Raw genomic sequence first — 22,593 nt, forward strand, 5'->3', positions numbered from 1 at the left:
GAACGTGGTGCGCAGCGCCTCATGGCGCGCAACGATGGCGTCGAACGCGGCGCGCAGCGCGGCAATATCGAGTGAACCCTTGAGCCGCAATCCACCGGCAATGTGATACGCGGTGCTCTCGGGCTGCAGGTTCCACAGGAACCACAGCCGCTGCTGCGCATGCGAGAGCGGCAAATGATCGCGAGCTGGAAGTGCAATAAGCGCTGGCGAATTCACTGCATCGCCGTCCGCAAGCGCCTCTGCAAGCGAGGCAATCGTCTGATGCTCGAACAACTGCCGCGGCGCGAGCGCGAGTCCTTCGCGCGAGGCGCGCGCGGCTACCTTGAGAGTGAGAATCGAATCGCCGCCAAGCGAGAAGAAATTATCGTGACGGCCCACGCGCGTTGCTGAAAGCGCATCGCGCCAGATCGTCGCGAGATGGGCCTCCATGCCGTCGAGCGGCGCTTCGTAGGTCTCGGCTTCGAATACCGGCGCGGGCAGCGCGCGCTTGTCGATCTTCCCGTGAGCGGTGAGCGGCAACGCGACCATACGCACGATAGCGCCCGGCACCATGTAGTCGGGCATGGAACGCAACAAGGCCGCGCGCAATGCCGATGGCTGCGCGTCACCGCTGACATGCGCGACCAGGCGCGAGCCCGCGTCACTTTCGTGAACCGTCGCCACGGCCTCGCGCACGCCAGGCTGCGCGAGCAATTGCGCTTCGATCTCGCCAAGCTCGATACGATGCCCGCGAATCTTCACCTGATGATCGATGCGCCCGAAGTAATCGAGTTCACCATCGGCTCGCCAGCGCGCCAGGTCGCCCGTGCGGTACAAACGGCTGCCGTCATGAGCGAAAGGATTGGGCACGAAGCGGCTGGCCGTGAGCGCCGCGCGGCCGAGATAACCGCGTGCGAGGCCCGCGCCTGCCACGTGCAGTTCGCCGGTCACGCCGATGGGCGCGAGTTCGCCATGCGCATCGAGCACATACAGGCCGAGGTCGGCGATCTGCCGCCCTACCGGGCTGCGATCGTTATCCATGTCAGCGTGCGTGATCCGTCGATACGTCACATGCACGGTGGTTTCAGTGATGCCGTACATGTTGACCATGCGCGGTGTCTCGTCGCCGAAGTGCGAGAACCACGGCCGCAGTGTCGCCGGCTCCAGCGCTTCGCCGCCGAATACGACCACGCGCAGCGCGAGGTCATCGGCGCTGAACAATGCGGGTTCCTGCGATAGCTGCCGGAACGCCGATGGCGTCTGATTGAGCACGCTCACTCGCTCGCGGCGCAGCAACGCCAGGAACTCGGCGGGCGCGCGGCTCACGAGATACGGCACGACGACCAGCCGGCCGCCGGAGCACAGCGCGCCGAACATCTCCCAGACCGAGAAATCGAACGCGTACGAGTGGAACAGCGTCCAGGTGTCGTGGGCGCCGAACTTGAAATCGGACGCGGTTGCATCGAGCAGGCGGCCGACGTTGGCGTGCGTGATCAATGCGCCCTTGGGCTGACCGGTCGATCCCGACGTGTAGATCACGTAGGCGAGATTGGCGGCCTTCACCGTGACATCGGGATTGGCGCTGCTTGAGTCCGCATGGAGTGGCGCATCGATATCGAGCACTGCAACGGCGGCCGGCACCGGCAATGTATCGCGCAAGCCGGATTGCGTAAGCAGCAGCGTCATGCCGCTGTCGGCCATCAGAAACGCGAGGCGCTCGGCGGGATAACGCGGGTCGAGCGGTACGTACGCACCGCCGGCCTTGAGGATTGCGAGCGCGCCAATCACCAGTTCGGGCGAGCGCTCGACCGCGAGGCCAACGCGCGTTTCGGCGGTTACGCCGCGTGCAATCAACGTGCTCGCAAGCTGGTTGGCGCGTGCGTTGAGTTCGCCGTAGCTGATTTGCGTACCTTCATGCACGAGCGCAACGGCTTCCGGATCGCGAGCCGCGTGTGCTTCGAATCGGCGATGCAGCGGCAGGCCGCCATCGAAGTGCGCTTGCTGCGCGCTCCATCCGAGCAGCGTGGCGCGCTCCGCTTGCGCGAGCATTGCGACATCGCGAGGGGCACGCCCTGCATCGCCCGAAAGCGCTGTCAGCCATGCGACCAGATGCATGCCGAAACGTGCGACCGTCGCGGCGTCGAACAATGCATCGGCGTAGATGAAGCGCACGTCGAAACCGCGCAATCGCGATTCCTGCACGTCAAGCGTGAGATCGAATTGCGCCGTGGCGGATGGCAGCATATCGGCGCGCGCGCTCAGACCGGGCCAGTCGTTGAGCGAGGCGGCGTCGCCATGCACGTGATTGAACATCACCTGAAACAGCGGTGTTTCATCGAGTGAACGGCTTGGCCGCAAGGCGTCGAGCAGCACGTCGAACGGCAGGTCCTGGCGTGCCTGAGCCTCGGTCGCCGTGCTGCGAACGCGGCGCAGCGCATCGGCGAGCGGCGCGGCGTCGTCGAACGTCATACGCATCACGAGCGTGTTGACAAAGAAGCCGAAGATATCGCCGGTGCCACGATGATGACGGTTCGCCACCGGAATGCCGACGCGCACGTCGTCGCCGCCAGTATGGGCACGCAGCAGCAAACCGAGTGCGGTGAGCAGCAACATGGAAGGCGTGACGCCATGCGCGGAGGCCGCGTTGCGGATAGCAGCGTCGAGGCCGGACGGCAAGTCGATGCGATGATGCGCCGCCGTGCGCGCGCCATGCACGCGGCGCGGACGATCAGTCGTCAATGCGGGCGCTGGTTCGGTGCCGAGCGCGGCGCGCCAATAGTCGAGTTGCGCGGCGTGTTCCGCGGTTTGCAACCATGCGCGCTGCCAGGCCGCGTAATCGGTGTGGCGCAGCGTTATTTCGGGTAACGCGGGTGCACGCTGCGCAAGCCACGCCCGATACAACTCGCCGAGTTCATCGACTAACCGCTGCATCGACCATGCGTCGCAGACAATGTGATGCAGCGCCAGCACGAGTTGATAGCGCGTATCGCCGAGTGTGAGAAGCGCCGCGCGCAGCAGCGGGCCGCGCTGAAGGTCGAACAGCGTGCCGGCGAAACGGCGCGCTTCGTCATTCGCTGCGGCCTCTATGTCAGCGGCGTCGCGCAGATCGCGCCGCACCATTTCGATGGAAACATCCGCATCGATAATCTGGACAGGCTCTCCGTTGGCGTCTTCCGCGAACCGCGTGCGCAGCGCCGGATGGCGTGCGACGAGCGCAGCAAGGCCATGCGCAAGCGCGGCGGAATCGAGCGCGCCGTCGAGCGTGAGCGTGCCAGCCACGTGATAGGCGGTGTCTTTCGGATCGAGACGCCACAGTGTCCAAAGCCGCCTTTGCGCATGGGTCAGCGGCGAGGTGGTATCGAAGGCGGGTTGCCGTTGGACGGCGAGCGGCTCCACGGCGTTCGGACGATTGTCGCCGCGCATCCCGTCGATGCGCGCGGCCGCCTCTGCAAGACGCGGCGCTTCGAACAGATCGCCCACGCCATAAGCGGGCGCCAGCGTTTCGCCGATGCACGCCACCGCGCGCACGGCCTGGATCGAATTGCCGCCGAGCCGGAAGAATTGCGCGTCGCGCGTGGTCACGGTGCAGCCGAGAACGTCTGTCCATATCGCTGCGAGGGCGCGCTCGGTGTCGGTCGCGAGAGCCGATGATTTCACCGGTTCCACGGCATCGGACCGCAACGTCTTCCCTGTTTTAGTTAGTATGCCTTGCGACCAGGTCGCCCAGGCGTCCAGCATTCCCTCCTGCCAGCCGCGCCGCACAGCCGCGCGTTGCAGCTTGCCGCTCGACGTCTTGGGCAGCGCGCCCGGATTGAGCAGGACGACGACCGCCAGCGCCTCGCCGTACATGGGCGACACCAGCGAATCGAGTTCATCGATGATTGCCTGCGGCGGCACGAGCGCTTGGGTGCGGATAGCAATTTCAGCCGCGATGCCAATTCCCTCGCGGCCGTCGATCTCAACTGAGAACGCCGCCACGCGGCCCTTTCGCACGAGATCGAGTTCGGCCTCCACGCGCTGCTCGATATCCTGCGGATAAACATTCAGGCCGCGCACGATGATCATGTCCTTCACGCGTCCCGTGACATACAACTCGCCGTCGATGATCAAGCCAAGGTCGCCGGTGCGCAGCCAGCGCCGCCCAAAACGCTCGACAAACGCGGCATCGGTTGCTGCCGGATTGCGCCAGTAACCGCTCGCAATGCTCGGGCCGCTCACCCATATCTCGCCGGTCCCCCCTCCGACAACCAGCGTGCCGTCTGCTGGCGCAACGATGCGAAGTTCGTGCGATGAAGGCGCGTGACCGCACCCGACCAGCCGCTTGCCGCTGTCGGCAGCATCGGTGTCCGCCGTAGACACCAGACCGCGCCCACGGTCGCCGCCGCTCACCATCAGCGTTGCTTCGGCTAGGCCGTAGCACGGGTAGACCGCGCCCGCATCGAAACCATAGGGTGCAAAGCGCTCGACGAAACCCGACAGTGTGTCGAAGCGCACCGGTTCGGAACCGGAGAACGCCACGCGCCAGCTCGACAGATCGATGTCGCGCAGTTGCGCGTCGCGGATACGCTCGCTGCACAGCCGGAACGAGAAGTCGGGACCGCCGGAAATCGTGCCGCGATGACGGCTGATCGCGGCGAGCCATCGCGCGGGTTGCTCAAGAAAATGATTGGGCGACATCAGCACGAGCGGAATGCCGCTGAAGACCGGTTGCAGCAGCGTGCCGATCATGCCCATGTCATGCGGCAGCGGCAGCCAGCTCACGAACACGTCGTCCGCGCCCACGCCCAGCAGCTCGCGAATCGCGATTTCGTTGGCGATGAGGTTGCCGTGCGTGACCATCACGCCTTTCGGGTTCGAGGTCGACCCCGATGTGTATTGCAGGAAGGCAATGTCGTCATCGTCTAGTGCGATCACGACGTCGCCCTCGTAGCGCAGGCCAGAGTCGACCACGACGATCTGCGGTCGCGAAGGCATGCCCTCGAGCAGCACGCGCACCTTGTCCTCGAAGGCGGCGGTCACGAGCACGAAATCGGCTTCGGCATCTTCCAGGATGAGGCGCAGCCGCGATGCATAGTGTTCGCGTGCGCGATCTGGCGGAAACGCGGGCACGGCCAGCACGCCGGCATAAAGGCAACCGAAAAACGCGGTGAAGTAGTCAACTCCGCTGTCCATCAGCAGCAACGCGCGCGCGCCCTTGTGAACGCCTGCGCCTAGCCGCGCGGCGATCGCGTGAGCGCGCCGGTCGAGTTCGCGGTAGCAATACGGCGTGTCGCCGTTTTCGTCGACGCAGATCAGCGCGACATCGTCAGGACGTGAATGCGCGAGTACCTGCAGGCGCTCGGCCATGTGATTCGGAGTTTGGAACATCGGTATGCCTATCGATCAGTACTTTGGCGCCATGCCTTGAGGCATCGGCAAAATCAATCGCGTCCGCGATCGGAATAGTCGCGCACGACAAGCACGGCGGAATGCGCCGGTTTGTGGCCGCGCTCGCCGGCTCGCGGCCCCTGCGGCGCACCGTGCGCGACGGATGCCGTAACCGCTTCCCCGCCCGTCTGCGCGCGCGCGGGCTCGCGGCGCTGGCGTTTCAGGAACGGGCATTGATCGGCGGCGGGCTGGCTGGCGTCGGCGAGAAAGTACTGCTTCCATTCGAGATTGCCCGCGTCGCCATAGAACCCGAGGTCCGGATGCGGCGGCACGTCGTCCCACTTGCGCAGCCGCTCGCGGACCTGATTGCGCGCCTGCCGTCCGATCACCTTGTTGGTGATGGTGTCGACAAACACCGCGCGCGGCTGGAACAGCAGCACCATGCCGGGCCCGAGATTGCGGCTGTGGCGCCGCGCAAAAGACGGGCATGCGCAGACCACGAACATCTGAATGCCGCCGAACGAAAACTCCCAGGTTTCGTCGGACGGCGGCGGCTGATCGTCGGCGGCGGGGTCCGGATCGACGTCGTGCAGATGTTGCAGCGTCGCCCAGAAGCGGTCGTGATAAGCGTCGTGCGTGAGCGGCTCGGCGTCGGACTCGTAGAAGATCGCAATGTTGTTGCGGCGGAACTCGGGCCGTGACGCCAGCCGCGAAAACGTCGTCATGGTGGCCGCAAGCTGGCGCTCGTCGCGGCCGTTGACGAAGCTATAGAACATCTCGCCACGCCGTTCGGCAATAGTGCCGAAGAAGCACGGATAGTCTGGATGCATCACGTGGCTGCGCAAGGTCTCGTAGCGCGCCGGCAGCCAGGCAGGCAGGTCGACACCGCCAACCTGGTCGCCAAGGATGACGCGGGATTGCCAGGTACTCGGTGCGGCCTGGGCATCGGGGAGATCGGGCTGCATGGACTTCTCCATCGGACTGCGTGTGCCGGGCAAGGCCGGCCGGGGTCGAGGCGTCGCACCGCAGGCGCGCAGGCCCCGGAACTGACGCACATGGATAAATTCGGCATGCTAATCAAGCAGGGAATTTCGATTGCATGCAAGGTATGATGGCCGTTAGCGCAGGCGGGTTGCGGGCGGCCACGCCCCCCGCGCGAGTGTCCAGATCAAGACGCAACCACTGTGGCGGACGTTCGGGAATCGGTGGATGATGCCTGCAGGGCCTCGATCCATTCGTTGGGAATGATCGGCTGGTGATAAGTGCATTCCTCCGATACAACCGTGGAGCCGTGCAGCCGGCCATCGGGAATCAGCACGCTGTCGCCCTGCTTCATCTTGTGCTGCATGCCGAGGTTGCCCCAGAAGATCATGTCGCCCGACTCGATCACGACCAGCCGGTGATCGTTGTGTACATGCGTTGTCGAACACATCTCGCGCGGCTCCACAAAAGTCTCGCGGTCGATCCCCGGGCATTCCGCCTCGATGCGCCCTTCGACGTGCTTCGCATGCGCGACGTAGCTATCGATAGCGGAGAGCCAGCTCAGTTGCTCCCCGAGATCCCAGCGTGCGCGTGCGGCAAGCTTGACGCCGGCGCCCCAGCCCTGACCGACGCGATACAGCCCGTGCGATCCGTATTGATCCTGAACCTGCCCGAGCGCGCGTTCGAAACGCGCGCTGAGTTGACACGCACGCTCTTGTCCGCTTGTGACGCTCTCGCCCTTTGCGACCAGATGCGGACAGGCTTCGGCCAGCGCTTCGGCAAAGGCGATCGATTCCGCCTCGGTCGCGTATGCTGCGCCGAGCAGCGCAAACGCGCGATCCGGACGCGCGGCAAGCGCATACAGCAGGTTGCATTTCGCCAGACTGGTCGGCAGATAGAACTGCCAGTAGGAATGTTCGCGCCGCGTCAGCCCGACGAATTGCGCGACTCGCGCGAGCAATGCGTCGTCGGATGGATGCGAGAGCGCCGGCTCGTCTGCTTGCTCGACAGCGTCGAAGTAACCCGACGCTGCCGCACGCGACACAGCCATCCTGCGCGAAGGCGCGAGGCTCCATCGCTGGATCATGATGAAGCGCAATCCTTCCACCAGATAGTCGTTGCGCACCAGCAGCGCGAACATCTCGTTCCAGAATGCTTTTTCGTCGGCGATCAACGTGGCGAGGCTGGCGACGTAAGCAGCAATGTCGTCACGCCCAGACGCCTCGTTGCCAAGGAACGCGAACGCATAGTGTTCGAGGTAATTCCGGATGCGTGCGCCCAGCACCTGATTGCGTTCGCCATAGAACGCATCGAAACGCGCGAATTCCTCGGCGGTCGCCGCGCGCGGCATACGCGCCACGCCGGCCTCGTTCAGGCTCAGCAGCATGCGCTGCGACGCAAGCGCCGGCAAACGGCTCACTGTTTCCGCGCGCACCGGTTTCTTGAACTGCAGGAATTCGAGGTCTTCGGGCCGCAGCGGACGGCGGTAAAAATCTTCATCGAGTTCGAGTTCCTCGACCACGGCGCTGCGAAAACCATCGTGCGCGGCGAATTGCCGGATCAGGGGAAGCACCTCTTCCCTCTGCTCGAGATAAGGCGAGAAATCGAATAGCAAGGGCGACTTGTCCACGAGATAAACCTCCTTTAAACCGGTGCCGGATTACACGGCGAGTTGCTGTTTCGCGGGAGCTGGCATGCGCTTCGAACTCACCACGTCATAAAGGCTGCCGATGACCAGATCGATCACCGCTTCACGTTGCGTGTTGATGAAAAAATGCCCCGCCTCGATCGATCGCAAGAGAAACGGCCCGGTGGTTTCCCGCGACCACGCGGAAACGTTCAATGGCTTCTGGCTGATCTTGTCCGTCGTGCCCTGGATCGCGAGCAGCGGACAACGCAACGGCACGCGCGCCGGGTATTCGTACGAACCGCACAAGTGAAAATCCGCGCGCAGCACCGGCAGCACTAGCTCCATGAAATCGCGATTCGCGAGCAACTCCTCGGGCATGCCGTTGAGCGCACGAACCTCGGCCAGGAACGTGTCTTCAGGACAGCTAAGCCAATGCAATTCCCGCACGCGCTGCGAAGGCGCGGTGCATGCCGACGCGCCGAACCAGACCGGCTCCACGCCATGTCGCGTTCGCAGCGCGTGCGCGAGTTCAATGCCAATGAGCGCACCCATGCTATGACCGAAGATCGCAAACGGTTGCTCGAGCAGCGGTTGCATATCGTCTACAAGCAGATCGAGTAAGGCATCCCAGCGATGCACCGGCGCCGCCTGATTCCTGATGCCGCGCCCCGGCAAATGCGGGGTGACCAGATTGATCCAGTCCGGCAGGCGCGCCGTCCACTCGCGATAAACCGCCGCGCTGCCGCCCGCATACGGCAGGCAAACGAGGTTTAGCTGCGCGCGCGGATCCCTGCCCTGATCCGCGCCGGATGCGCGATGCCGGTTCATTTCAATGCAGCCGCGGCGATGCCGCGTTGTCAGCGTCCATTGCCTGGCGAAGGCTCAGCGGCCGCATGTCGGTCCAATGCTCTTCGATGTAGGCAAGGCACTCCGCCTTGTTCCCCTTCTTGCCGGCCGCACGCCAGCCACCGGGAATCGCCTTGTAGCTTGGCCAGATCGAATACTGCTCTTCATGATTTAGTACTACTTCAAACTCGGCGTTGTCGTCGTCCCAGCTCATCGTTCACCTCTCCCAAGAAAACCGGATGAAAATCGGGCGCGCAATGCGCCAGAGTGATGCGGCTTGATTCGCCCAATATCACAGCAGCGAATAAGGTCATTCATTTTTGATGAATGAGAATTATTACTATCTGGGGCAGGAAGTTAGGCGTTGCGATTCAACTTGTCAAGGTTTTTACGGAACAGCGCCACCTGATTGCCAATCCGTCAGATGCCCGTCACATAACCCTTCCGCGGGTATTGGCATCGTTGAAAGACGTCTCACAAGCAAGCCCACAAAGGCTTTCCACCGGACTCCCGCGTCATTGATGCGACGAATCGAGCTATCGCGTAAATGAGAATCGTTTATACTTCTACGCGGGTGACGAAAAGCCGTGTTGTGTTGACCGATAGTAGAAAACGAACATGACGAGCGCGTTACCGACGCGTAGCGATGGAGATTGAATAGGTTGGCTGATAAACCATCGCGTGATAACCGACAAACCGGCTAGCGCGCGATTTGATGATTCGTTCAGAGCGCTTGGCGGAATCCGCTCTTTACCTGATTCAATGAGTGGACCGCTGTCATGCCCGCGTTGCAGCGCAAGCCCTGTCCACCGTCCGCACTGAAGCACCGTGCCACTGCGCCGCGCTGTTTTTGCCGCCGCTCGTAGCTCACCTCAAACGTTGCGATGACAAGAATTTTCGGAAGACACCGCCGCTCTGCTGTAGTCGTTACTTTGCTTCTACTGTTCGCCTTGATCGTGTGGGCGGCGTTTTTCCGCACGATCGAGCGTGTCGATACGGTCACGATCCACCGGGCCGACATTGAGGCCAGCGTTGCCGCACTCGGCACGCTGCAACCGCACAGCTATGTGGACGTCGGCGCGCAGGCGTCGGGAGAAATCCGGCGCATTCATGTGCGTCCCGGCGATATAGTGACCAGGGGCCAGTTGCTGGTCGAGATCGATCCGAGCGTGCAGCAAGCCAAGGTCGACGTGGACCGCTCCTCGCTGCTGAGCCTGCGCGCCCAATTGACCGGGCAGCAGGCGCAATATGCGCTTGCTCAGCAGCAATACGACCGGCAGCGGCGCATGTCGCTGGAAGGATCGACGCGCGACGAAGACCTGCAGAGCGCCTACGCCGCGCTTCTTTCGGCGCGTGCGTCGATTGAAAACCTGCGGGCGCAAATTGACGGCGCCCAATCCACGCTCAAGGGCGACGAAGCGCAACTGGGCTACACACGCATTTATGCACCGATGTCCGGCACGGTCGTCACGCTCGACGCCCGCGAGGGACAGACGCTCAACGCGACGTACCAGACGCCGACCATCATGCGGATTGCCGATCTCTCGACCATGACGGTGTGGACCCAGGTGTCCGAAGCCGACGTGCCGCGCGTGAAGGCCGGCATGCCGGTTTATTTCACGACGCTGGGCGCAAGCGAACGCCATTGGAACGCCACGGTCCGGCAGATCCTTCCCGCCCCGCCCAATCCCGCCGTGCCTGCGGACGGCCAGCAAAGCCCCTCGGCCAACGCATCGAGCGCGGGCAAGGTCGTGCTGTACACCGTGTTGTTCGATGTAAAGAACGACAATGCGCAACTCTTGCCGCAAATGAGCGCGCAGGTGTTCTTCGTGGTCGCGAATGCGAAGGACGTGCTGGTCGCGCCGCTGCCTGCCATGACGCCAGTCGATAGTCATCCTGACCTTTTCAAAGCCCAGGTCCTGGTCGATGGAAAGATCGTTTCGCGCACGGTCCACACGGGCGTACGCGATCGCCTGAGCGCCGAGGTGCTGTCGGGACTGAGCGCTGGCGAGCGCCTCGTCACGAGCATCAGCCGCGTTCACGCCGCCGACGGGAGATTCCAGTGGTAGCCGCGCCGCTGATCGAGTTGCGCGCCATCTGGAAGTCGTATGGCGGCCGCGCGGCTGTCGATGGCGGCACGGCAGCGCCTTCGGTTGATGTGCTGCGCGGCGTAAGCCTGCAGATCGCGGCCGGAGAATTCGTTGCGATTGTCGGCGCATCGGGTTCCGGAAAGTCGACGCTGATGCATATTCTCGGCTGCCTCGACAGACCAAGCGCAGGCGAATACCGCTTCGCCGGCAAGGACATCGCGAACTTCAACGCCGACGAACTCGCGTGGTTGCGGCGCGAAGCGTTTGGCTTCGTGTTCCAGGGATATCACCTGATCGCGACAGAAACGGCGCGTGAAAACGTCGAGATTCCTGCCATCTATTCAGGTGTCCCAACGCAGGAACGCGCCGAACGCTCCGTCGCATTGCTGAGCCGGCTCGGGCTTGCAGGACGGCTCGATCATCGGCCCGGGCAATTGTCCGGCGGACAGCAGCAACGGGTATCGATAGGCCGTGCGTTGATGAACGGCGGCCACATCCTGCTCGCCGATGAACCCACGGGCGCACTCGATTCCCGCAGTGGCGCGGAAGTCATGGCGCTGCTGCAGGAACTGGCCGCGGCCGGGCATACGGTCATCCTCATCACGCATGATCGCGAGGTCGCCGCATGCGCGCATCGTGTGATCGAAATCCGCGACGGTGAAATTGTCAGTGACTCGGGCGTAGCTGCAGGCTTGGGCGCTGGCTCACGCACCACAGCGCCCGCGTCGCTGGATGCAGCCGCGTTCATTGCATCCATGGCTGAAGGCGTCGCGCACACGGCGTCGCTCTTCACCGACTCGCGCGAGGCATTGCGCGCCGCGTGGCGCGTGCTGTGGATCAACCGTTTTCGTACCCTGCTGACGCTGCTTGGAATCATTATCGGCGTGGCGTCGGTGATCGTCATGCTCGCCATTGGAGCGGGCACGGAGCGCGAAGTCATTGCAAAGATGGCGAGCTTCGGCACCAACCGCCTGTATGTGACGCCGGGCGGCGACAACACGCGGGGACCGGGCGGCACGCTGTCTACGGCGGACGCGCAGCAAGTGCGCGAAGTGCCCAACGTCACGGCCGCGATGCCCTTTCTGCAAGGACATGTGACGCTCCGGTACAGCAATGTCGATGTTCAGACCACGCTGTGGTCCGTCACCGACGAGGCATCGCGCGTACTGAACTGGAAGCCGAGCCGCGGAACGTTCTTCAGCGCCGACGATGAACGCGATCTCGCTGCCGTTGTGCTGCTTGGCAAGCGCGTCAGCGAAAAGCTGTTTGGCGATGCGGACCCCGTTGGCCACTATGTGCTCGTGAACAACGTGCCTTTCGAAGTCATTGGCGAACTGGAGGAAAAAGGGGCGACATCCGGAGACGCGGACGACGACAACGTCGTGCTCACGCCTTTCTCCACGGGCAGCCGGCGCGTGGTGGGCACGACCAATCTGTCGTGGATATCCGTGCTCATAGACCGGCTCGATCTCGCCGATGAAACCGCAAAGCAGATTGGCGATGTCCTCGCGGCTAGCCACCATATCCGCGACTTCCAGGTCTACAACCGGGCGGCTTCGGTCAAGGCGCAGACGGAAACGCAGAATACGCTCACGGTCATGCTTGGGCTCATCGCCGCCATATCGCTGCTCGTGGGCGGTATCGGCGTCATGAACATCATGCTCATGACGGTCAGGGAACGCACGCGCGAGATTGGTATCCGCATGGCGACAGGCGCGCGGCAACGCGATATCTTGCGGCAGTTCCTGACCGAAGCAACGCTCGTGTCCGGAATTGGCGGCGTGCTGGGCGTGGCCGCCGGCTTGCTGATCGGCGCCGCGCTGATTGCAGCGGACGTGGCCGCCATCTTCTCGGTTCGGGCCATTGCTGGCGCTTTCGCCTGCGCGTTGCTGACCGGCCTCGTGTTCGGCTTCATGCCGGCGCGCAAGGCGGCGCGGCTTGATCCGGTCGTCGCGCTGGCGAGCGAATGACGTCATGAAAAACTGGGCTATCCTCGGCGCGTTGCTGGTGTTGTCGGGTTGCGGTTCAACACCGCCCCGGCAGACGTCAAGCGTGGTTCCTCCTGACGCATGGCGCTATGCATCGGGGCCTGTCCATCGCGATGAGGTCAAGGCCGACTGGTGGCGCAGCTTCGGCAATCCGGAACTCGATACGCTCGTCACACGCGCGGCAGCCGGCAGTTTCGACGTCGCGGCCGCGATCGCGCGGGTCGAGCAAGCCCGGGCGTCGGCGCGGATTGCAGGTGCGGCGCTGCTGCCGACCGTCACCGGTTTCGCCGATGCCAGCCGTCAAGGCGGATTGCTCGTCAACAATACGGGGCAGCAAGGTACAGGCTTCGACCTTGGTCTCGCCGCGAGTTTCGAACTCGACTTCTGGGGACGCAACCACGCCCTTCGCGACGCTGCATCGGCGAATCTGCGTGCTTCGGTTTTCGATCGCGATACGGTCGTCTTGAGCGTCACGTCGGATGTCGCGAACACGTGGTTGCAAACCGTGGCGCTGCGCGAACGCAGCACGATCGCGCAGCAGAATCTGGCGGCAGCGCAGCGGGTGCTGGCCACCATAGAGTCGCAGTTCCGCGCGGGTGCCGCAACCCCGCTCGATCTGGCGCAGCAGCGCGGTCTGGTTGCAACTCAGCGCCGTAACGTTGCGTTGCTGCGTCAGGCGGCCAACGACAGCGAGGCGACGCTTGCCGTGTTGCTAGGCGTGCCGCCGTCGGGTTTTGAACTCGCGACTACATCGCTCGACAATTTGCAGATACCGCGTATCGATGCAGGCGTTCCGTCGGCGTTGTTGACCCGGCGCCCCGATATCGCTTCGGCTGAGGCGCAGCTCGAAGCCGCGAACGCCAATGTCGCAGCTGCCCGCGCCGCAATGCTGCCAAGCGTCACGCTGACCGGTTCCATCGGCTCGGGCAGCGACCGGCTCAGCGGACTTTTCGATCATTCGTTGTACGGCATTGCAGCAGGGCTCGCCGCGCCGGTCTTCAACGCGGGTTCTCTTGCGGCGGGTCGCGATCTGGCTATCGGGCAAAAGGAAGAATTGCTGGCGCGATACCGCCAGGCGATCGTTGCATCATTCGCCGATGTCGAGCGTGCGCTCAACGCAGTGGCCGGCGCGAACGCGCAGCGGGCCGCGCAGGACGAAGCGCTCGCAGAAGCACGGCGTGCGTTCGCGCTCGCGCAAAGCCGCTATCGCGCGGGCTCGGAGACGCTGCTGGTCGTGCTCAATGCACAGCAAACCATCTATGCCGCCGAGGATGACGCGGTACAGGTCCGGCTCGGGCAACTGCAAGCGGCTGTGTCGCTGTATCGGACGCTTGGCGGAGGCTGGCGGGATGGCGATGGCGTGGACGCGGCTCATGGGGTGAGCCAGATCTCGCGTCGGTGATCCTGTGCGGCGGGTCATCGGCGACGCCCTTGTTCGCCTTGAACATGGCGGCGGCCCTCGCCCACGAATCGATCACAAATGAATGGTTTGAGCCTGCTTCAGGGCGAGCCATACCATGCCTTCGCGCAGGCCGTCGAGCACCGCCTCGCGTTCGCTCTTGAAGGTTTGCCAATGGCGAAACCGATGCTTGAACTCGCCGCTCGCGCCGCCATGCTCAACCTGGACGTCGCACGAAAAACCATCCGCGATGGTGACCGTATCCACCGAGACGCTCCAGCCCTCTCCGCTGACCTGACCTTTGAGTGTCATGTTGCCGCTCGCCTCATACCGCGTTGATGACGACCTTCAACGCATGGGTATCGGCGGCTTGACCGAACGTTTCGTAGGCCTTCAGCATGTCGTTGAGACTGAAACGGTGCGTGATCAGCTTGTTGGCTTCCAGCTTGCCGGCACGCACGGTCTTGAGCAGCATCGGCGTGCTGACGGTGTCCACCAGCCGCGTCGTGATCGATATGTTGCGATCCCACAGGCGCTCCAGATGCAGGTCGGCTTTTACGCCATGCACGCCCACGTTGGCGATCGTGCCGCCGGGCGCGATGATCGCTTCGCACATTTCGAAGCTGGCGGGCACGCCGACCGCTTCGATTGCGCAGTCCACGCCCACGCCTTCGGTCAACTTCATGATCTGCTCTACCGCGTCTTCCTGGCTGATATCCACGCACGCAGTCGCGCCGAAGGTCCGCGCAATCTCAAGCCGGTTCGCATCGCGATCGATCATGATGATCTGCGCGGGCGTGTAGAACTGCGCGGTCAGCAATGCGGCGAGCCCGATAGGACCCGACCCCACGATAGCCACCGTGCTGCCCGGCTGCACCCGCCCGTTGAGCACGCCGCACTCGAAGCCGGTAGGAAGAATGTCGGAGAGCATGACGAGGGCTTCTTCATCGGCGTCGGCGGGAATGGGGTACAGGCTCGTCTCGGCGTGCGGTATCCGCACATATTCGGCCTGTGTGCCGTCGATCCGGTTCCCGAGTATCCAGCCACCGGTCGTGCAATGCGAATACATGCCGCGGCGGCAATATTCGCATTTGCCACACGACGTAATGCATGAAATGAGCACGTGATCGCCCGGTTTGAACGTCGATACCGCGGCGCCGACTTCCTCGATCACGCCCACGCCCTCGTGCCCGAGAATCCGGCCGGGTTCGCAGGTCGGAACATCGCCCTTGAGGATATGAAGGTCGGTGCCGCAAATCGTCGTATGAGTGACTTTGACAATGGCGTCGGTTGCTGAAACGAGTTTCGGCACAGGCCGCTCGTCCAGCGATTTCTTGCCGGCTCCGTGGTACACGAGTGCTTTCATCGTCAGGCTCCTGAGGGTGAGTGAACGGTGCGTCCAAGCCAAACTCTATGCGCGCAAGCGGTCTTCCGGTTGACCTGAATCAAGTAATCGATACGGCGTAGCCCTGCATGCGTTGGGCCGCTCCAATTGACTTGCATCAACGTTTCATTCGCCGGACGCTTCATAGTCGTTCAAGCAGCACACTCAGTATTTCGCGGGGAAGCGTGGCTGCTTGCATGACGAATGAAAGGAGCGAACTTGGATATTCGCCGCGAAGGCACTCGAATCGAAACGTCGCCCGAGGCTGCGCCAGACACGCGCGGCCCGGAATCCAGCGCGCGTGTAATCGCGGTGAGAGGCGCGATCGTGGACGTCGTGTTCGAGCATGGCGACCTGCCGCTTATCGACGAATCCCTGACGATTCTCGCGGACCAGGGGCCACCGGTCACAGCCGAGGTCCAGGCGCATCTGGACGAATACACGGTGCGCGCGCTCGCGCTGCAAGCCACGAACGGGCTGCGGCGCGGCACGCCGGTCCTCGCATCGGGCGGTCCGATACAGGTCCCGGTTGGAGAAGCGCTGCTCGGTCGTCTCGTCGATGTCACCGGCACGCCGGGCGATGGCGGAGCACCTTTCGCGAGCGACGTGCCCCGGCGTCCGATTCATCGCCTGCCGCCGTCGTTCGCGTCGCAAAGCGCATCGACGGAAATATTCTGGACGGGCATCAAGGTCATCGACCTGCTGACGCCGCTTGCACAAGGCGGCAAGGCGGCAACGTTCGGTGGCGCAGGCGTCGGCAAGACCGTGCTCGTGATGGAGTTGATTCACGCGATGGTCACGCGCTACGAAGGCATCTCGGTTTTCGCGGGCGTGGGCGAGCGTTCGCGCGAAGGCCACGAGACGCTGCTCGACATGCGCGGTTCAGGAGTCTTGCCGCGTACCGTGCTGGTGTATGGGCAGATGAACGAGCCGCCCGGCGCGCGCTGGCGCGTGCCGCTGACCGCGCTCACCATCGCGGAATATTTTCGCGACGAACGCCGCCAGAACGTCCTGCTCCTGATGGACAACGTGTTCCGGTTCGTCCAGGCGGGCGCCGAAGTGTCGGGCCTGCTCGGACGCCTGCCCTCGCGGGTCGGTTATCAGCCCACGCTTGCGTCCGAGGTCGCCGCGCTGCAGGAGCGCATTGTGTCGGTTGAAGGTGTGTCGGTCACGGCAATCGAAGCGGTCTACGTGCCGGCGGACGATTTCACCGATCCCGCCGTGACGACGATCGCGGCGCATGTGGACAGCATGGTGGTCCTGTCGCGATCGATGGCGGCCGAAGGCATGTACCCGGCCATCGATCCGATCGCATCGGCCTCGATCCTGCTCGATCCCGATTTTGTGGGCGAGGAACATGCCGCGGTCGCTATCGAAGTGCGCAAGGCGATCGAGCATTATCGCGAATTGCAGGATGTCATCTCGCTCCTGGGCGTGGAGGAACTCGGTGTCGATGACCGCCGCATTGTCGGGCGCGCGCGGCGGCTGCAGCGGTTCCTCACCCAGCCGTTCGCCGTGACGGAGGCGTTCACTGGCGTGCCGGGGCGCTCGGTGCCCATTGCCGACACCATTGCCGGTTGCCGCGCGATCCTTGCCGGCGAGTGCGACGACTGGCCGGAAAGCGCGCTCTACATGATCGGTTCGCTCGACGAGGCACGCGCGCATGAAGCCGCAGCCGCGAAGGGACAAGCCGCATCCGCTGCGGGCAAGTCATGAGCGCGACCCTGCACCTGAGCATTGCCACGCCCGCGAGCGTGCTGTTCGACAGCACGCAGGTCGTCGCGCTACGCGCCGAGGACGAAACCGGCAGTTTCGGCATCCTTCCGGGTCACGCGGCGTTCCTGACGGTGCTTATTCCCTGCGTGCTGCGCTGGCATGCCGCGGACGGCGTTTCACATTTTTGTGCGATCAAGAAGGGCGTGCTGCGCGTATCCGCCGGGCACGACGTGACGATCGCGTGCCGCGAAGGCGTGCTCGGAGACTCGCTCGAACTGCTGGAGGCGCAGGTTCGAACAACGCGCGCAGAGCAGCTCGATGCCGTGCGGCGAGCCCGTGTCGATGAAACCCGGCTGCACGCCCAAGCCGTGCGCCAGTTGCTGCATTATCTGCGCCCTTCCACTGAGCCTGCCCGTCATGGAGGGAACACGTCATGACGGAGCGCTTGCGCCAGGATCACGGCAGCGACCCAGACGGCATCACCAGCGCGGTCCGCGAAGCCATGGAATCGGAGCGGCGCGCGCGAGAAACGCCGGAACCATCGCTTGGAAGCCGGCTCGGGCAGATAGGAGTGCTCGGCTGGTTGATCGTCGTGCCGACGCTGCTTGGGCTCACGCTTGGCCACTGGCTCGACCGGCGCTTTCATACCGGCGTGTTCTTCGCGGCACCGCTACTGATGGTGGGCGCGGGCATTGGATTGTGGTGCGCATGGAGATGGATGCATCGGCAGACACTCAAGGACGACGGATCATGACGCCGTATTCAACACTGAGCATGCAAATCCCGGCGGGCCTGGGTATCGGTCTCGTGTATGGATGGGTTCATTTCTGGAGCTTGCGCGGCAACGTGCGCCTGATGACAGGCGGCGCGCCGGTTAAAGCGTTCATGGTGCAGCTCGTGCGCCTTGCATGCGTTGCAGGCGTGTTTTTCCTTCTGACGAGGCTCGGGCCGTGGGCGTTGCTGTCGGGTGCGCTCGCGCTGCTGCCTGCCCGCCTTGCCGTGCTCCGGCAAGTGAAGCGCACATCGGGAGTGTCGCCGTGACCAGCTCGCCGCTTGAAACCCTCGCGCTGTTTCATATTGGACCCGTGGCGGTCTCGCAGCCGGTCGTGACGACGTGGATCATCATGGCGCTGCTGTGGGCGGGTGCTGCCTGTTTCACACGCCGCCTGACGCTCGTGCCGTCGAAGGTGCAGACCGTACTCGAATTGATCGTAGGCACGATCGACCAGCAAATCCGCGACACGATGCAAGCCGATCCGCAGCGGTATCGCGCGCTGGTTGGTACGCTGTTCCTATTCATTCTCGTGAGCAATGCGTCGTCGCTCGTTCCCGGCGTCGAGCCGCCGACCGCGCACATTGAAACCGACGCCGCGCTGGCCTTGATCGTCTTTTGCGCGACGATCTTCCACGGCATTCGCACCCGCGGTCTGGGCCGTTATCTCGCAACGTTTGCCGAGCCTACCTGGATCATGATTCCGCTGAATCTCGTCGAGCAGATCACGCGGACTTTCTCGCTGCTGGTGCGTCTGTTCGGCAACGTAATGAGCGGCGTATTCGTGGTCGGCATCGTGCTGTCCCTCGCGGGATTGCTGGTGCCTATCCCGCTTATGGCGCTCGATCTGCTTACGGGCGCGGTACAGGCCTACATCTTCACCGTGCTCGCGATGGTGTTCATCGGCGCGGCGGTGCTTGAAAACGCTCCCACTCCTTCAACCACGCAAACCGGCCCGCAATAAACACCATGAACAACCTGATTCAGATCGTGAGTATTCTGGCAGCCGCGCTGGCCGTGTCTTTCGGCGCAATAGGACCCGCGCTTGCCGAAGGCCGCGCGGTTGCCGCCGCCATGGACGCGCTCGCGCGCCAGCCGGAATCGGCGGGCACGATATCGCGGACGCTTTTTGTAGGCCTCGCGATGATCGAGACAATGGCGATCTACTGCCTCGTCATCGCGCTGCTGCTGCTGTTCGCCAATCCGTTTGTGAAGTGAAGCAGAAACCATCATGCATATCGACTGGTGGACGCTTGGTTTTCAGACCATCAACGTGCTGGTGCTCGTCTGGCTGCTTGCGCACTTTCTGTTTCGTCCGGTGTCGAAAATCGTGGCCGAGCGCCAGCGCGTGGCTGCCGCCCTGCTGGACGATGCAAGCGCCGCCAAGACCGCCGCGCTCGACGAACAAAAGAAGCTGGTGGAGAAAAACGCCCAGTTCGCCACCGAGCGCGGCCGCCTGATGGAAGCGGCGGCGGCCGAAGCCGCCCAAGTCAAGGCCACGCTGGAAGGCGCCGCACGCGCCGAAGCCGAGCAGATACGCGAGTCCGGAACCGCCGCGCTCGAAGCCGGCCGCGCCCAGGCCGCCGCCGCCAACTCGGACAGGGCGACGCAACTCGCGCTGGATATCACTTCGCGTTTGCTGGACCGCCTGCCTGCTGAAGCGCGGATCACGGGTTTTATCGATGGACTGGCGGCCGAACTGGAAAAACTGCCGGAATCGGCGCGCAGCGAATTGACCGCCAATGACTCGCCGCCCCGCCTGCTCGCGCCGCGCCCGCTGACCGAGGAGGAACTCTCGGCCTGCCATCGGGCGTTTTCCCGCGCGCTTGGCCGCGACCTGAATGTGCTTGTGACGGTCGAGCCCGGCGTGATCGCCGGACTCGAACTGGACGCCGCGCACACCACAGTGCGAAACAGCTTCAGGCACGACCTCGCCCGTCTCAAACTGGAATTCATGGCTCATGACGCCCACGCGACCTGACCCCGACACATCGGCCCCCGGCTGGCTCGCCGAACGCCGCGCCATTGTTTCGCGCACGCGGTTCGCCGCGCAGACCGAGTCGCTTGGGCGCGTAGAGCGCGTGTCCGATGGCATTGCTTCGGTCTCCGGTCTGCCCGACGTCCGCCTTAACGAACTGCTGCGCTTCGAGGGCGGCCGTCTGGGCTTCGCGCTCACGCTCGACGCCGACGCCATCGGCGCGGTGCTGCTTGACGAAGGCGACGCCATTTCAGCGGGCTCGCGCGTCGCAGGAACAGGACAGGTCCTGGAAGTGCCGGTCGGTCCCGGCCTGCTCGGCCGCGTGGTCGATCCGCTCGGCAGGCCGCTTGACCGCGGCGAGCCGGTGCAAGCGGCCACGCACCTGCCTATCGAGCGGCCCGCGCCGGCGATCATCGACCGGGATCTTGTGACGCAACCGGTCGCCACGGGCATTCTGCTGATCGATGCGCTGTTCGCAGTTGGCCGGGGCCAGCGCGAGCTGATCATTGGCGACCGGGCTACCGGCAAGACCTCCGTGGCGGTCGACGCGATCGTCAACCAGAAGCACTCCGACATGATCTGCGTGTACGTGGCGATCGGTCAGCGGGCAACGGCCATACAGCGCGTAATCGATACCGTGCGCCGCCACGGCGCGCCCGAGCGCTGCGTGTTCGTGGTTGCTCCCGCCGCGACGCCTCCAGGCCTGCAATGGGCCGCTCCATTCGCCGGTTTCTCCATTGCCGAGTATTTCCGCGACCGTGGCGAGCACGCGCTCATTGTGATCGACGACCTGAGCAAGCACGCGACGACGCATCGCGAACTTGCGCTGCTGACGCGCGAGCCGCCGGGCCGCGAGGCTTATCCCGGCGACATCTTCTATTTGCACGCGCGCCTGCTGGAGCGGGCGGCAAAGCTGTCCGCTCCAGCAGGCGGCGGCTCGCTCACGGCACTGCCGATTGCGGAAACCGATGCGGGCAATCTCTCGGCGTATATCCCGACCAACCTGATCTCGATCACCGACGGCCAGATCGTGCTCGACTCGGCGCTGTTTGCAGCCAACCAGCGGCCGGCCGTCGATGTTGGAATGAGCGTCAGCCGGGTGGGCGGCAAGGCGCAGTTGCCGGCATTACGCGACGTCTCCGGCCGGTTGCGGCTCGATTACTCGCAGTTCCTGGAACTGGAGATGTTCACCCGCTTCGGCGGCGTGATGGAGCCGCGCGTGAAAGCGCAACTCGTGCGCGGCGAACGCATCCGCGCGCTGATTACGCAACCGCGCGTCACGCCCTTGCGTCCCATCGATGAAATCGCGCTTCTGGCCGCCCTCGCCGACGGCGTATTCGACGCATTGCCCGCATCCACCGTAACGGCTGTTCGGGCGTCTCTCGCCGCGCATCTCGATGGCAACGGCGCGGCGCCCGCAATCGCGCAACTGGCCGCGAACGGCAAGCTCGAAGCGGGTGTGCTCGTGGCGCTTGTCGATGCCGTGCGCAGTCTTGCGACGCGGGTTGCGTCGGAATTTGCCCCGCAAGCTGCCTCGACATGACCGACAAACTCAGTCAGGTCCAGGCGCGAATCGCGAGCGTCCAGAGTCTGGAGTCGGTGGTCGGCGCCATGCGCGGCATTGCGGCGGCGCGTTCTCGCGAAGCCCGCGATCATCTGGCCGGGATCCGGGCATGTGCGCAAATGGTCGGTGCGGCGATTGGCGCGGCGCGGCGCCTCACTGAAAATCATACCTATGCCGAACCCGGCGGGACGCGCGGGGATGTGGCTCTTTTAATTGTGCTGTGCGCGGAACAGGGGTTTGTCGGAACCTTCAACGAGCGGCTGATCGACACGGCGGCCAAGCCGGAAACGGCCGCGCTTCCGGCTACGCGGGCAGAGTATTTTGTGGTTGGAGATCGAGGCGCGGTGATCGCGGCTGAACGCGGATTGTCAGTCGGCTGGTCTGCTTCCATGGTCACGCACGCGGGCGAAGTTCCGCTACTCGCGGATCGCGTAAGCGACGCGTTGTACGAACGTCTGCATGACGGGAACATCGCCAGCGTGGTGTTGATTCACGCGATGCCAAACCCGGCTTCCGGGATTGCCGAGCGCATGCTGCTGCCGTTCGATTACAGCGCTTTCTCGAAGGCATCCGCGGATGAGTCCCCGCTCCTTGCCGTGACGCCCCAGCGGCTCCTGGCGCAGCTTGCGGAAGAGTACGTCTTCGCACAGCTTTGCGAAGCAATCATGCTTTCGTTCGCCGCTGAAAACGAAGCACGCATGCGCGCGATGGCTGCCGCGAGTGAAAACGTCCATGACACGCTCACCACGTTGACGGGCGATTTCCGCCGTCTGCGGCAGGACGAAATCACCTCGGAAATCGTCGAACTGTCGGCGGGAAGTCTTGCGGTGGGCACGCCTTCGCCCGGCCGCGGAAAGAAAACAATGCGCGGCGAATGATATGGATCAAGGGTGCCGATT

At 63.9% G+C, this 22,593-nt stretch carries 19 protein-coding genes (1 of these 19 only partly in view); 12 read left to right on the forward strand and 7 right to left on the reverse strand.

Annotation, left to right across the window (positions count from 1 at the left end):
• From ACRWA7_RS09140 to ACRWA7_RS09160, 5 genes are all read right to left on the reverse strand, one after another.
• Nucleotides 1-5,346, reverse strand: the beginning of a protein-coding gene (locus tag ACRWA7_RS09140; RefSeq protein WP_438392383.1) for a non-ribosomal peptide synthase/polyketide synthase. It extends 20,676 nt beyond the left edge of the window; the window shows 5,346 of its 26,022 coding nt (coding positions 1-5,346); it begins with the start codon at nt 5,344-5,346; its stop codon lies off the left edge, out of view.
• A gap of 53 nt (nt 5,347-5,399) precedes the next feature.
• Nucleotides 5,400-6,311 (reverse strand): YqcI/YcgG family protein, encoded by a 912-nt coding sequence (locus ACRWA7_RS09145; protein WP_438392384.1) that lies wholly within the window; start codon nt 6,309-6,311, stop codon nt 5,400-5,402.
• 203 nt (nt 6,312-6,514) lie between these two features.
• A complete protein-coding gene (locus ACRWA7_RS09150; protein ID WP_438392385.1) occupies nt 6,515-7,957 on the reverse strand; it encodes a peptide synthetase in 1,443 nt (480 codons plus the stop codon).
• Nucleotides 7,958-7,987: 30 nt separating this feature from the next.
• The gene (locus ACRWA7_RS09155; RefSeq protein ID WP_438392386.1) at nt 7,988-8,785 is read right to left on the reverse strand and encodes a thioesterase II family protein; all 798 of its coding nucleotides are present in this window, start codon (nt 8,783-8,785) and stop codon (nt 7,988-7,990) included.
• Nucleotide 8,786: 1 nt separating this feature from the next.
• Nucleotides 8,787-9,017, reverse strand: a complete 231-nt coding sequence (locus tag ACRWA7_RS09160; RefSeq protein ID WP_438392388.1) for an MbtH family protein — start codon at nt 9,015-9,017, stop codon at nt 8,787-8,789.
• A 670-nt stretch (nt 9,018-9,687) separates the two neighbouring features.
• Between ACRWA7_RS09160 and ACRWA7_RS09165 the strand changes: the two genes are divergently transcribed.
• From ACRWA7_RS09165 to ACRWA7_RS09175, 3 genes are read left to right on the forward strand one after another with little or no spacing between them, the layout of a single operon-like run.
• Nucleotides 9,688-10,872, forward strand: coding sequence for an efflux RND transporter periplasmic adaptor subunit (locus ACRWA7_RS09165; protein ID WP_438392389.1), 1,185 nt, complete (start codon nt 9,688-9,690; stop codon nt 10,870-10,872).
• On the forward strand, nt 10,866-12,863 hold the full coding sequence (locus ACRWA7_RS09170) for a MacB family efflux pump subunit (protein ID WP_438392390.1): 1,998 nt from the start codon (nt 10,866-10,868) through the stop codon (nt 12,861-12,863). Before ACRWA7_RS09165 ends, ACRWA7_RS09170 begins: the two co-directional genes overlap by 7 nt.
• Before the next feature lie 4 nt (nt 12,864-12,867).
• Entirely contained in the window at nt 12,868-14,283 is a 1,416-nt protein-coding gene (locus ACRWA7_RS09175) for an efflux transporter outer membrane subunit (RefSeq protein WP_438392391.1), read from the forward strand.
• 72 nt (nt 14,284-14,355) lie between these two features.
• On the opposite strand, the gene ACRWA7_RS09180 is transcribed toward ACRWA7_RS09175, so the two are convergent.
• A complete protein-coding gene (locus ACRWA7_RS09180; protein WP_438392392.1) occupies nt 14,356-14,592 on the reverse strand; it encodes a UDP-glucose 4-epimerase in 237 nt (78 codons plus the stop codon).
• Between the two features lie 13 nt (nt 14,593-14,605).
• On the reverse strand, nt 14,606-15,646 hold the full coding sequence (locus ACRWA7_RS09185) for a zinc-dependent alcohol dehydrogenase family protein (RefSeq protein ID WP_438392393.1): 1,041 nt from the start codon (nt 15,644-15,646) through the stop codon (nt 14,606-14,608).
• A 264-nt stretch (nt 15,647-15,910) separates the two neighbouring features.
• Between ACRWA7_RS09185 and atpD the strand changes: the two genes are divergently transcribed.
• The 9 genes from atpD to ACRWA7_RS09230 are packed head-to-tail and all read left to right on the forward strand — an operon-like array spanning nt 15,911 to nt 22,572.
• On the forward strand, nt 15,911-17,380 hold the full coding sequence (atpD, locus tag ACRWA7_RS09190; RefSeq protein WP_438392730.1) for a F0F1 ATP synthase subunit beta: 1,470 nt from the start codon (nt 15,911-15,913) through the stop codon (nt 17,378-17,380).
• On the forward strand, nt 17,377-17,817 hold the full coding sequence (locus ACRWA7_RS09195) for a F0F1 ATP synthase subunit epsilon (protein ID WP_438392394.1): 441 nt from the start codon (nt 17,377-17,379) through the stop codon (nt 17,815-17,817). Before atpD ends, ACRWA7_RS09195 begins: the two co-directional genes overlap by 4 nt.
• Complete coding sequence (locus ACRWA7_RS09200; RefSeq protein ID WP_438392395.1) at nt 17,814-18,134, forward strand: AtpZ/AtpI family protein; 321 nt, start codon at nt 17,814-17,816, stop codon at nt 18,132-18,134. Before ACRWA7_RS09195 ends, ACRWA7_RS09200 begins: the two co-directional genes overlap by 4 nt.
• A complete protein-coding gene (locus ACRWA7_RS09205; RefSeq protein WP_438392396.1) occupies nt 18,131-18,421 on the forward strand; it encodes an N-ATPase subunit AtpR in 291 nt (96 codons plus the stop codon). Before ACRWA7_RS09200 ends, ACRWA7_RS09205 begins: the two co-directional genes overlap by 4 nt.
• Nucleotides 18,418-19,116, forward strand: a complete 699-nt coding sequence (locus ACRWA7_RS09210; protein WP_438392397.1) for a F0F1 ATP synthase subunit A — start codon at nt 18,418-18,420, stop codon at nt 19,114-19,116. The genes ACRWA7_RS09205 and ACRWA7_RS09210 overlap by 4 nt, the downstream gene beginning before the upstream one ends.
• A gap of 5 nt (nt 19,117-19,121) precedes the next feature.
• A complete protein-coding gene (locus ACRWA7_RS09215; protein ID WP_060858574.1) occupies nt 19,122-19,370 on the forward strand; it encodes a F0F1 ATP synthase subunit C in 249 nt (82 codons plus the stop codon).
• A gap of 13 nt (nt 19,371-19,383) precedes the next feature.
• Entirely contained in the window at nt 19,384-20,133 is a 750-nt protein-coding gene (locus ACRWA7_RS09220) for a F0F1 ATP synthase subunit delta (protein WP_438392398.1), read from the forward strand.
• Nucleotides 20,114-21,673 carry a F0F1 ATP synthase subunit alpha gene (locus tag ACRWA7_RS09225; protein WP_438392399.1) on the forward strand — a complete coding sequence of 520 codons (1,560 nt, stop codon included), beginning with the start codon at nt 20,114-20,116 and terminating at the stop codon, nt 21,671-21,673. The genes ACRWA7_RS09220 and ACRWA7_RS09225 overlap by 20 nt, the downstream gene beginning before the upstream one ends.
• A complete protein-coding gene (locus tag ACRWA7_RS09230) occupies nt 21,670-22,572 on the forward strand; it encodes a F0F1 ATP synthase subunit gamma (RefSeq protein ID WP_438392400.1) in 903 nt (300 codons plus the stop codon). Before ACRWA7_RS09225 ends, ACRWA7_RS09230 begins: the two co-directional genes overlap by 4 nt.
• The last annotated feature ends 21 nt before the right edge of the window (nt 22,573-22,593 follow it).

The organism is Caballeronia sp. DA-9 (assembly GCF_051615025.1).
Lineage (GTDB): Bacteria > Pseudomonadota > Gammaproteobacteria > Burkholderiales > Burkholderiaceae > Caballeronia > Caballeronia sordidicola.

Excerpts from the sequence above, each read along its gene's own strand:
- ACRWA7_RS09145 (WP_438392384.1), bottom strand. The coding sequence starts at position 6,311 with ATGCAGCCCGATCTCCCCGATGCCCAGGCCGCACCGAGTACCTGGCAA.
- ACRWA7_RS09155 (WP_438392386.1), bottom strand. The coding sequence starts at position 8,785 with ATGAACCGGCATCGCGCATCCGGCGCGGATCAGGGCAGGGATCCGCGC.
- ACRWA7_RS09160 (WP_438392388.1), bottom strand. The coding sequence starts at position 9,017 with ATGAGCTGGGACGACGACAACGCCGAGTTTGAAGTAGTACTAAATCAT.
- ACRWA7_RS09165 (WP_438392389.1), top strand. The coding sequence starts at position 9,688 with ATGACAAGAATTTTCGGAAGACACCGCCGCTCTGCTGTAGTCGTTACT.
- ACRWA7_RS09175 (WP_438392391.1), top strand. The coding sequence starts at position 12,868 with ATGAAAAACTGGGCTATCCTCGGCGCGTTGCTGGTGTTGTCGGGTTGC.
- ACRWA7_RS09180 (WP_438392392.1), bottom strand. The coding sequence starts at position 14,592 with ATGACACTCAAAGGTCAGGTCAGCGGAGAGGGCTGGAGCGTCTCGGTG.
- ACRWA7_RS09185 (WP_438392393.1), bottom strand. The coding sequence starts at position 15,646 with ATGAAAGCACTCGTGTACCACGGAGCCGGCAAGAAATCGCTGGACGAG.
- ACRWA7_RS09195 (WP_438392394.1), top strand. The coding sequence starts at position 17,377 with ATGAGCGCGACCCTGCACCTGAGCATTGCCACGCCCGCGAGCGTGCTG.
- ACRWA7_RS09200 (WP_438392395.1), top strand. The coding sequence starts at position 17,814 with ATGACGGAGCGCTTGCGCCAGGATCACGGCAGCGACCCAGACGGCATC.
- ACRWA7_RS09205 (WP_438392396.1), top strand. The coding sequence starts at position 18,131 with ATGACGCCGTATTCAACACTGAGCATGCAAATCCCGGCGGGCCTGGGT.
- ACRWA7_RS09215 (WP_060858574.1), top strand. The coding sequence starts at position 19,122 with ATGAACAACCTGATTCAGATCGTGAGTATTCTGGCAGCCGCGCTGGCC.
- ACRWA7_RS09220 (WP_438392398.1), top strand. The coding sequence starts at position 19,384 with ATGCATATCGACTGGTGGACGCTTGGTTTTCAGACCATCAACGTGCTG.
- ACRWA7_RS09225 (WP_438392399.1), top strand. The coding sequence starts at position 20,114 with ATGACGCCCACGCGACCTGACCCCGACACATCGGCCCCCGGCTGGCTC.
- ACRWA7_RS09230 (WP_438392400.1), top strand. The coding sequence starts at position 21,670 with ATGACCGACAAACTCAGTCAGGTCCAGGCGCGAATCGCGAGCGTCCAG.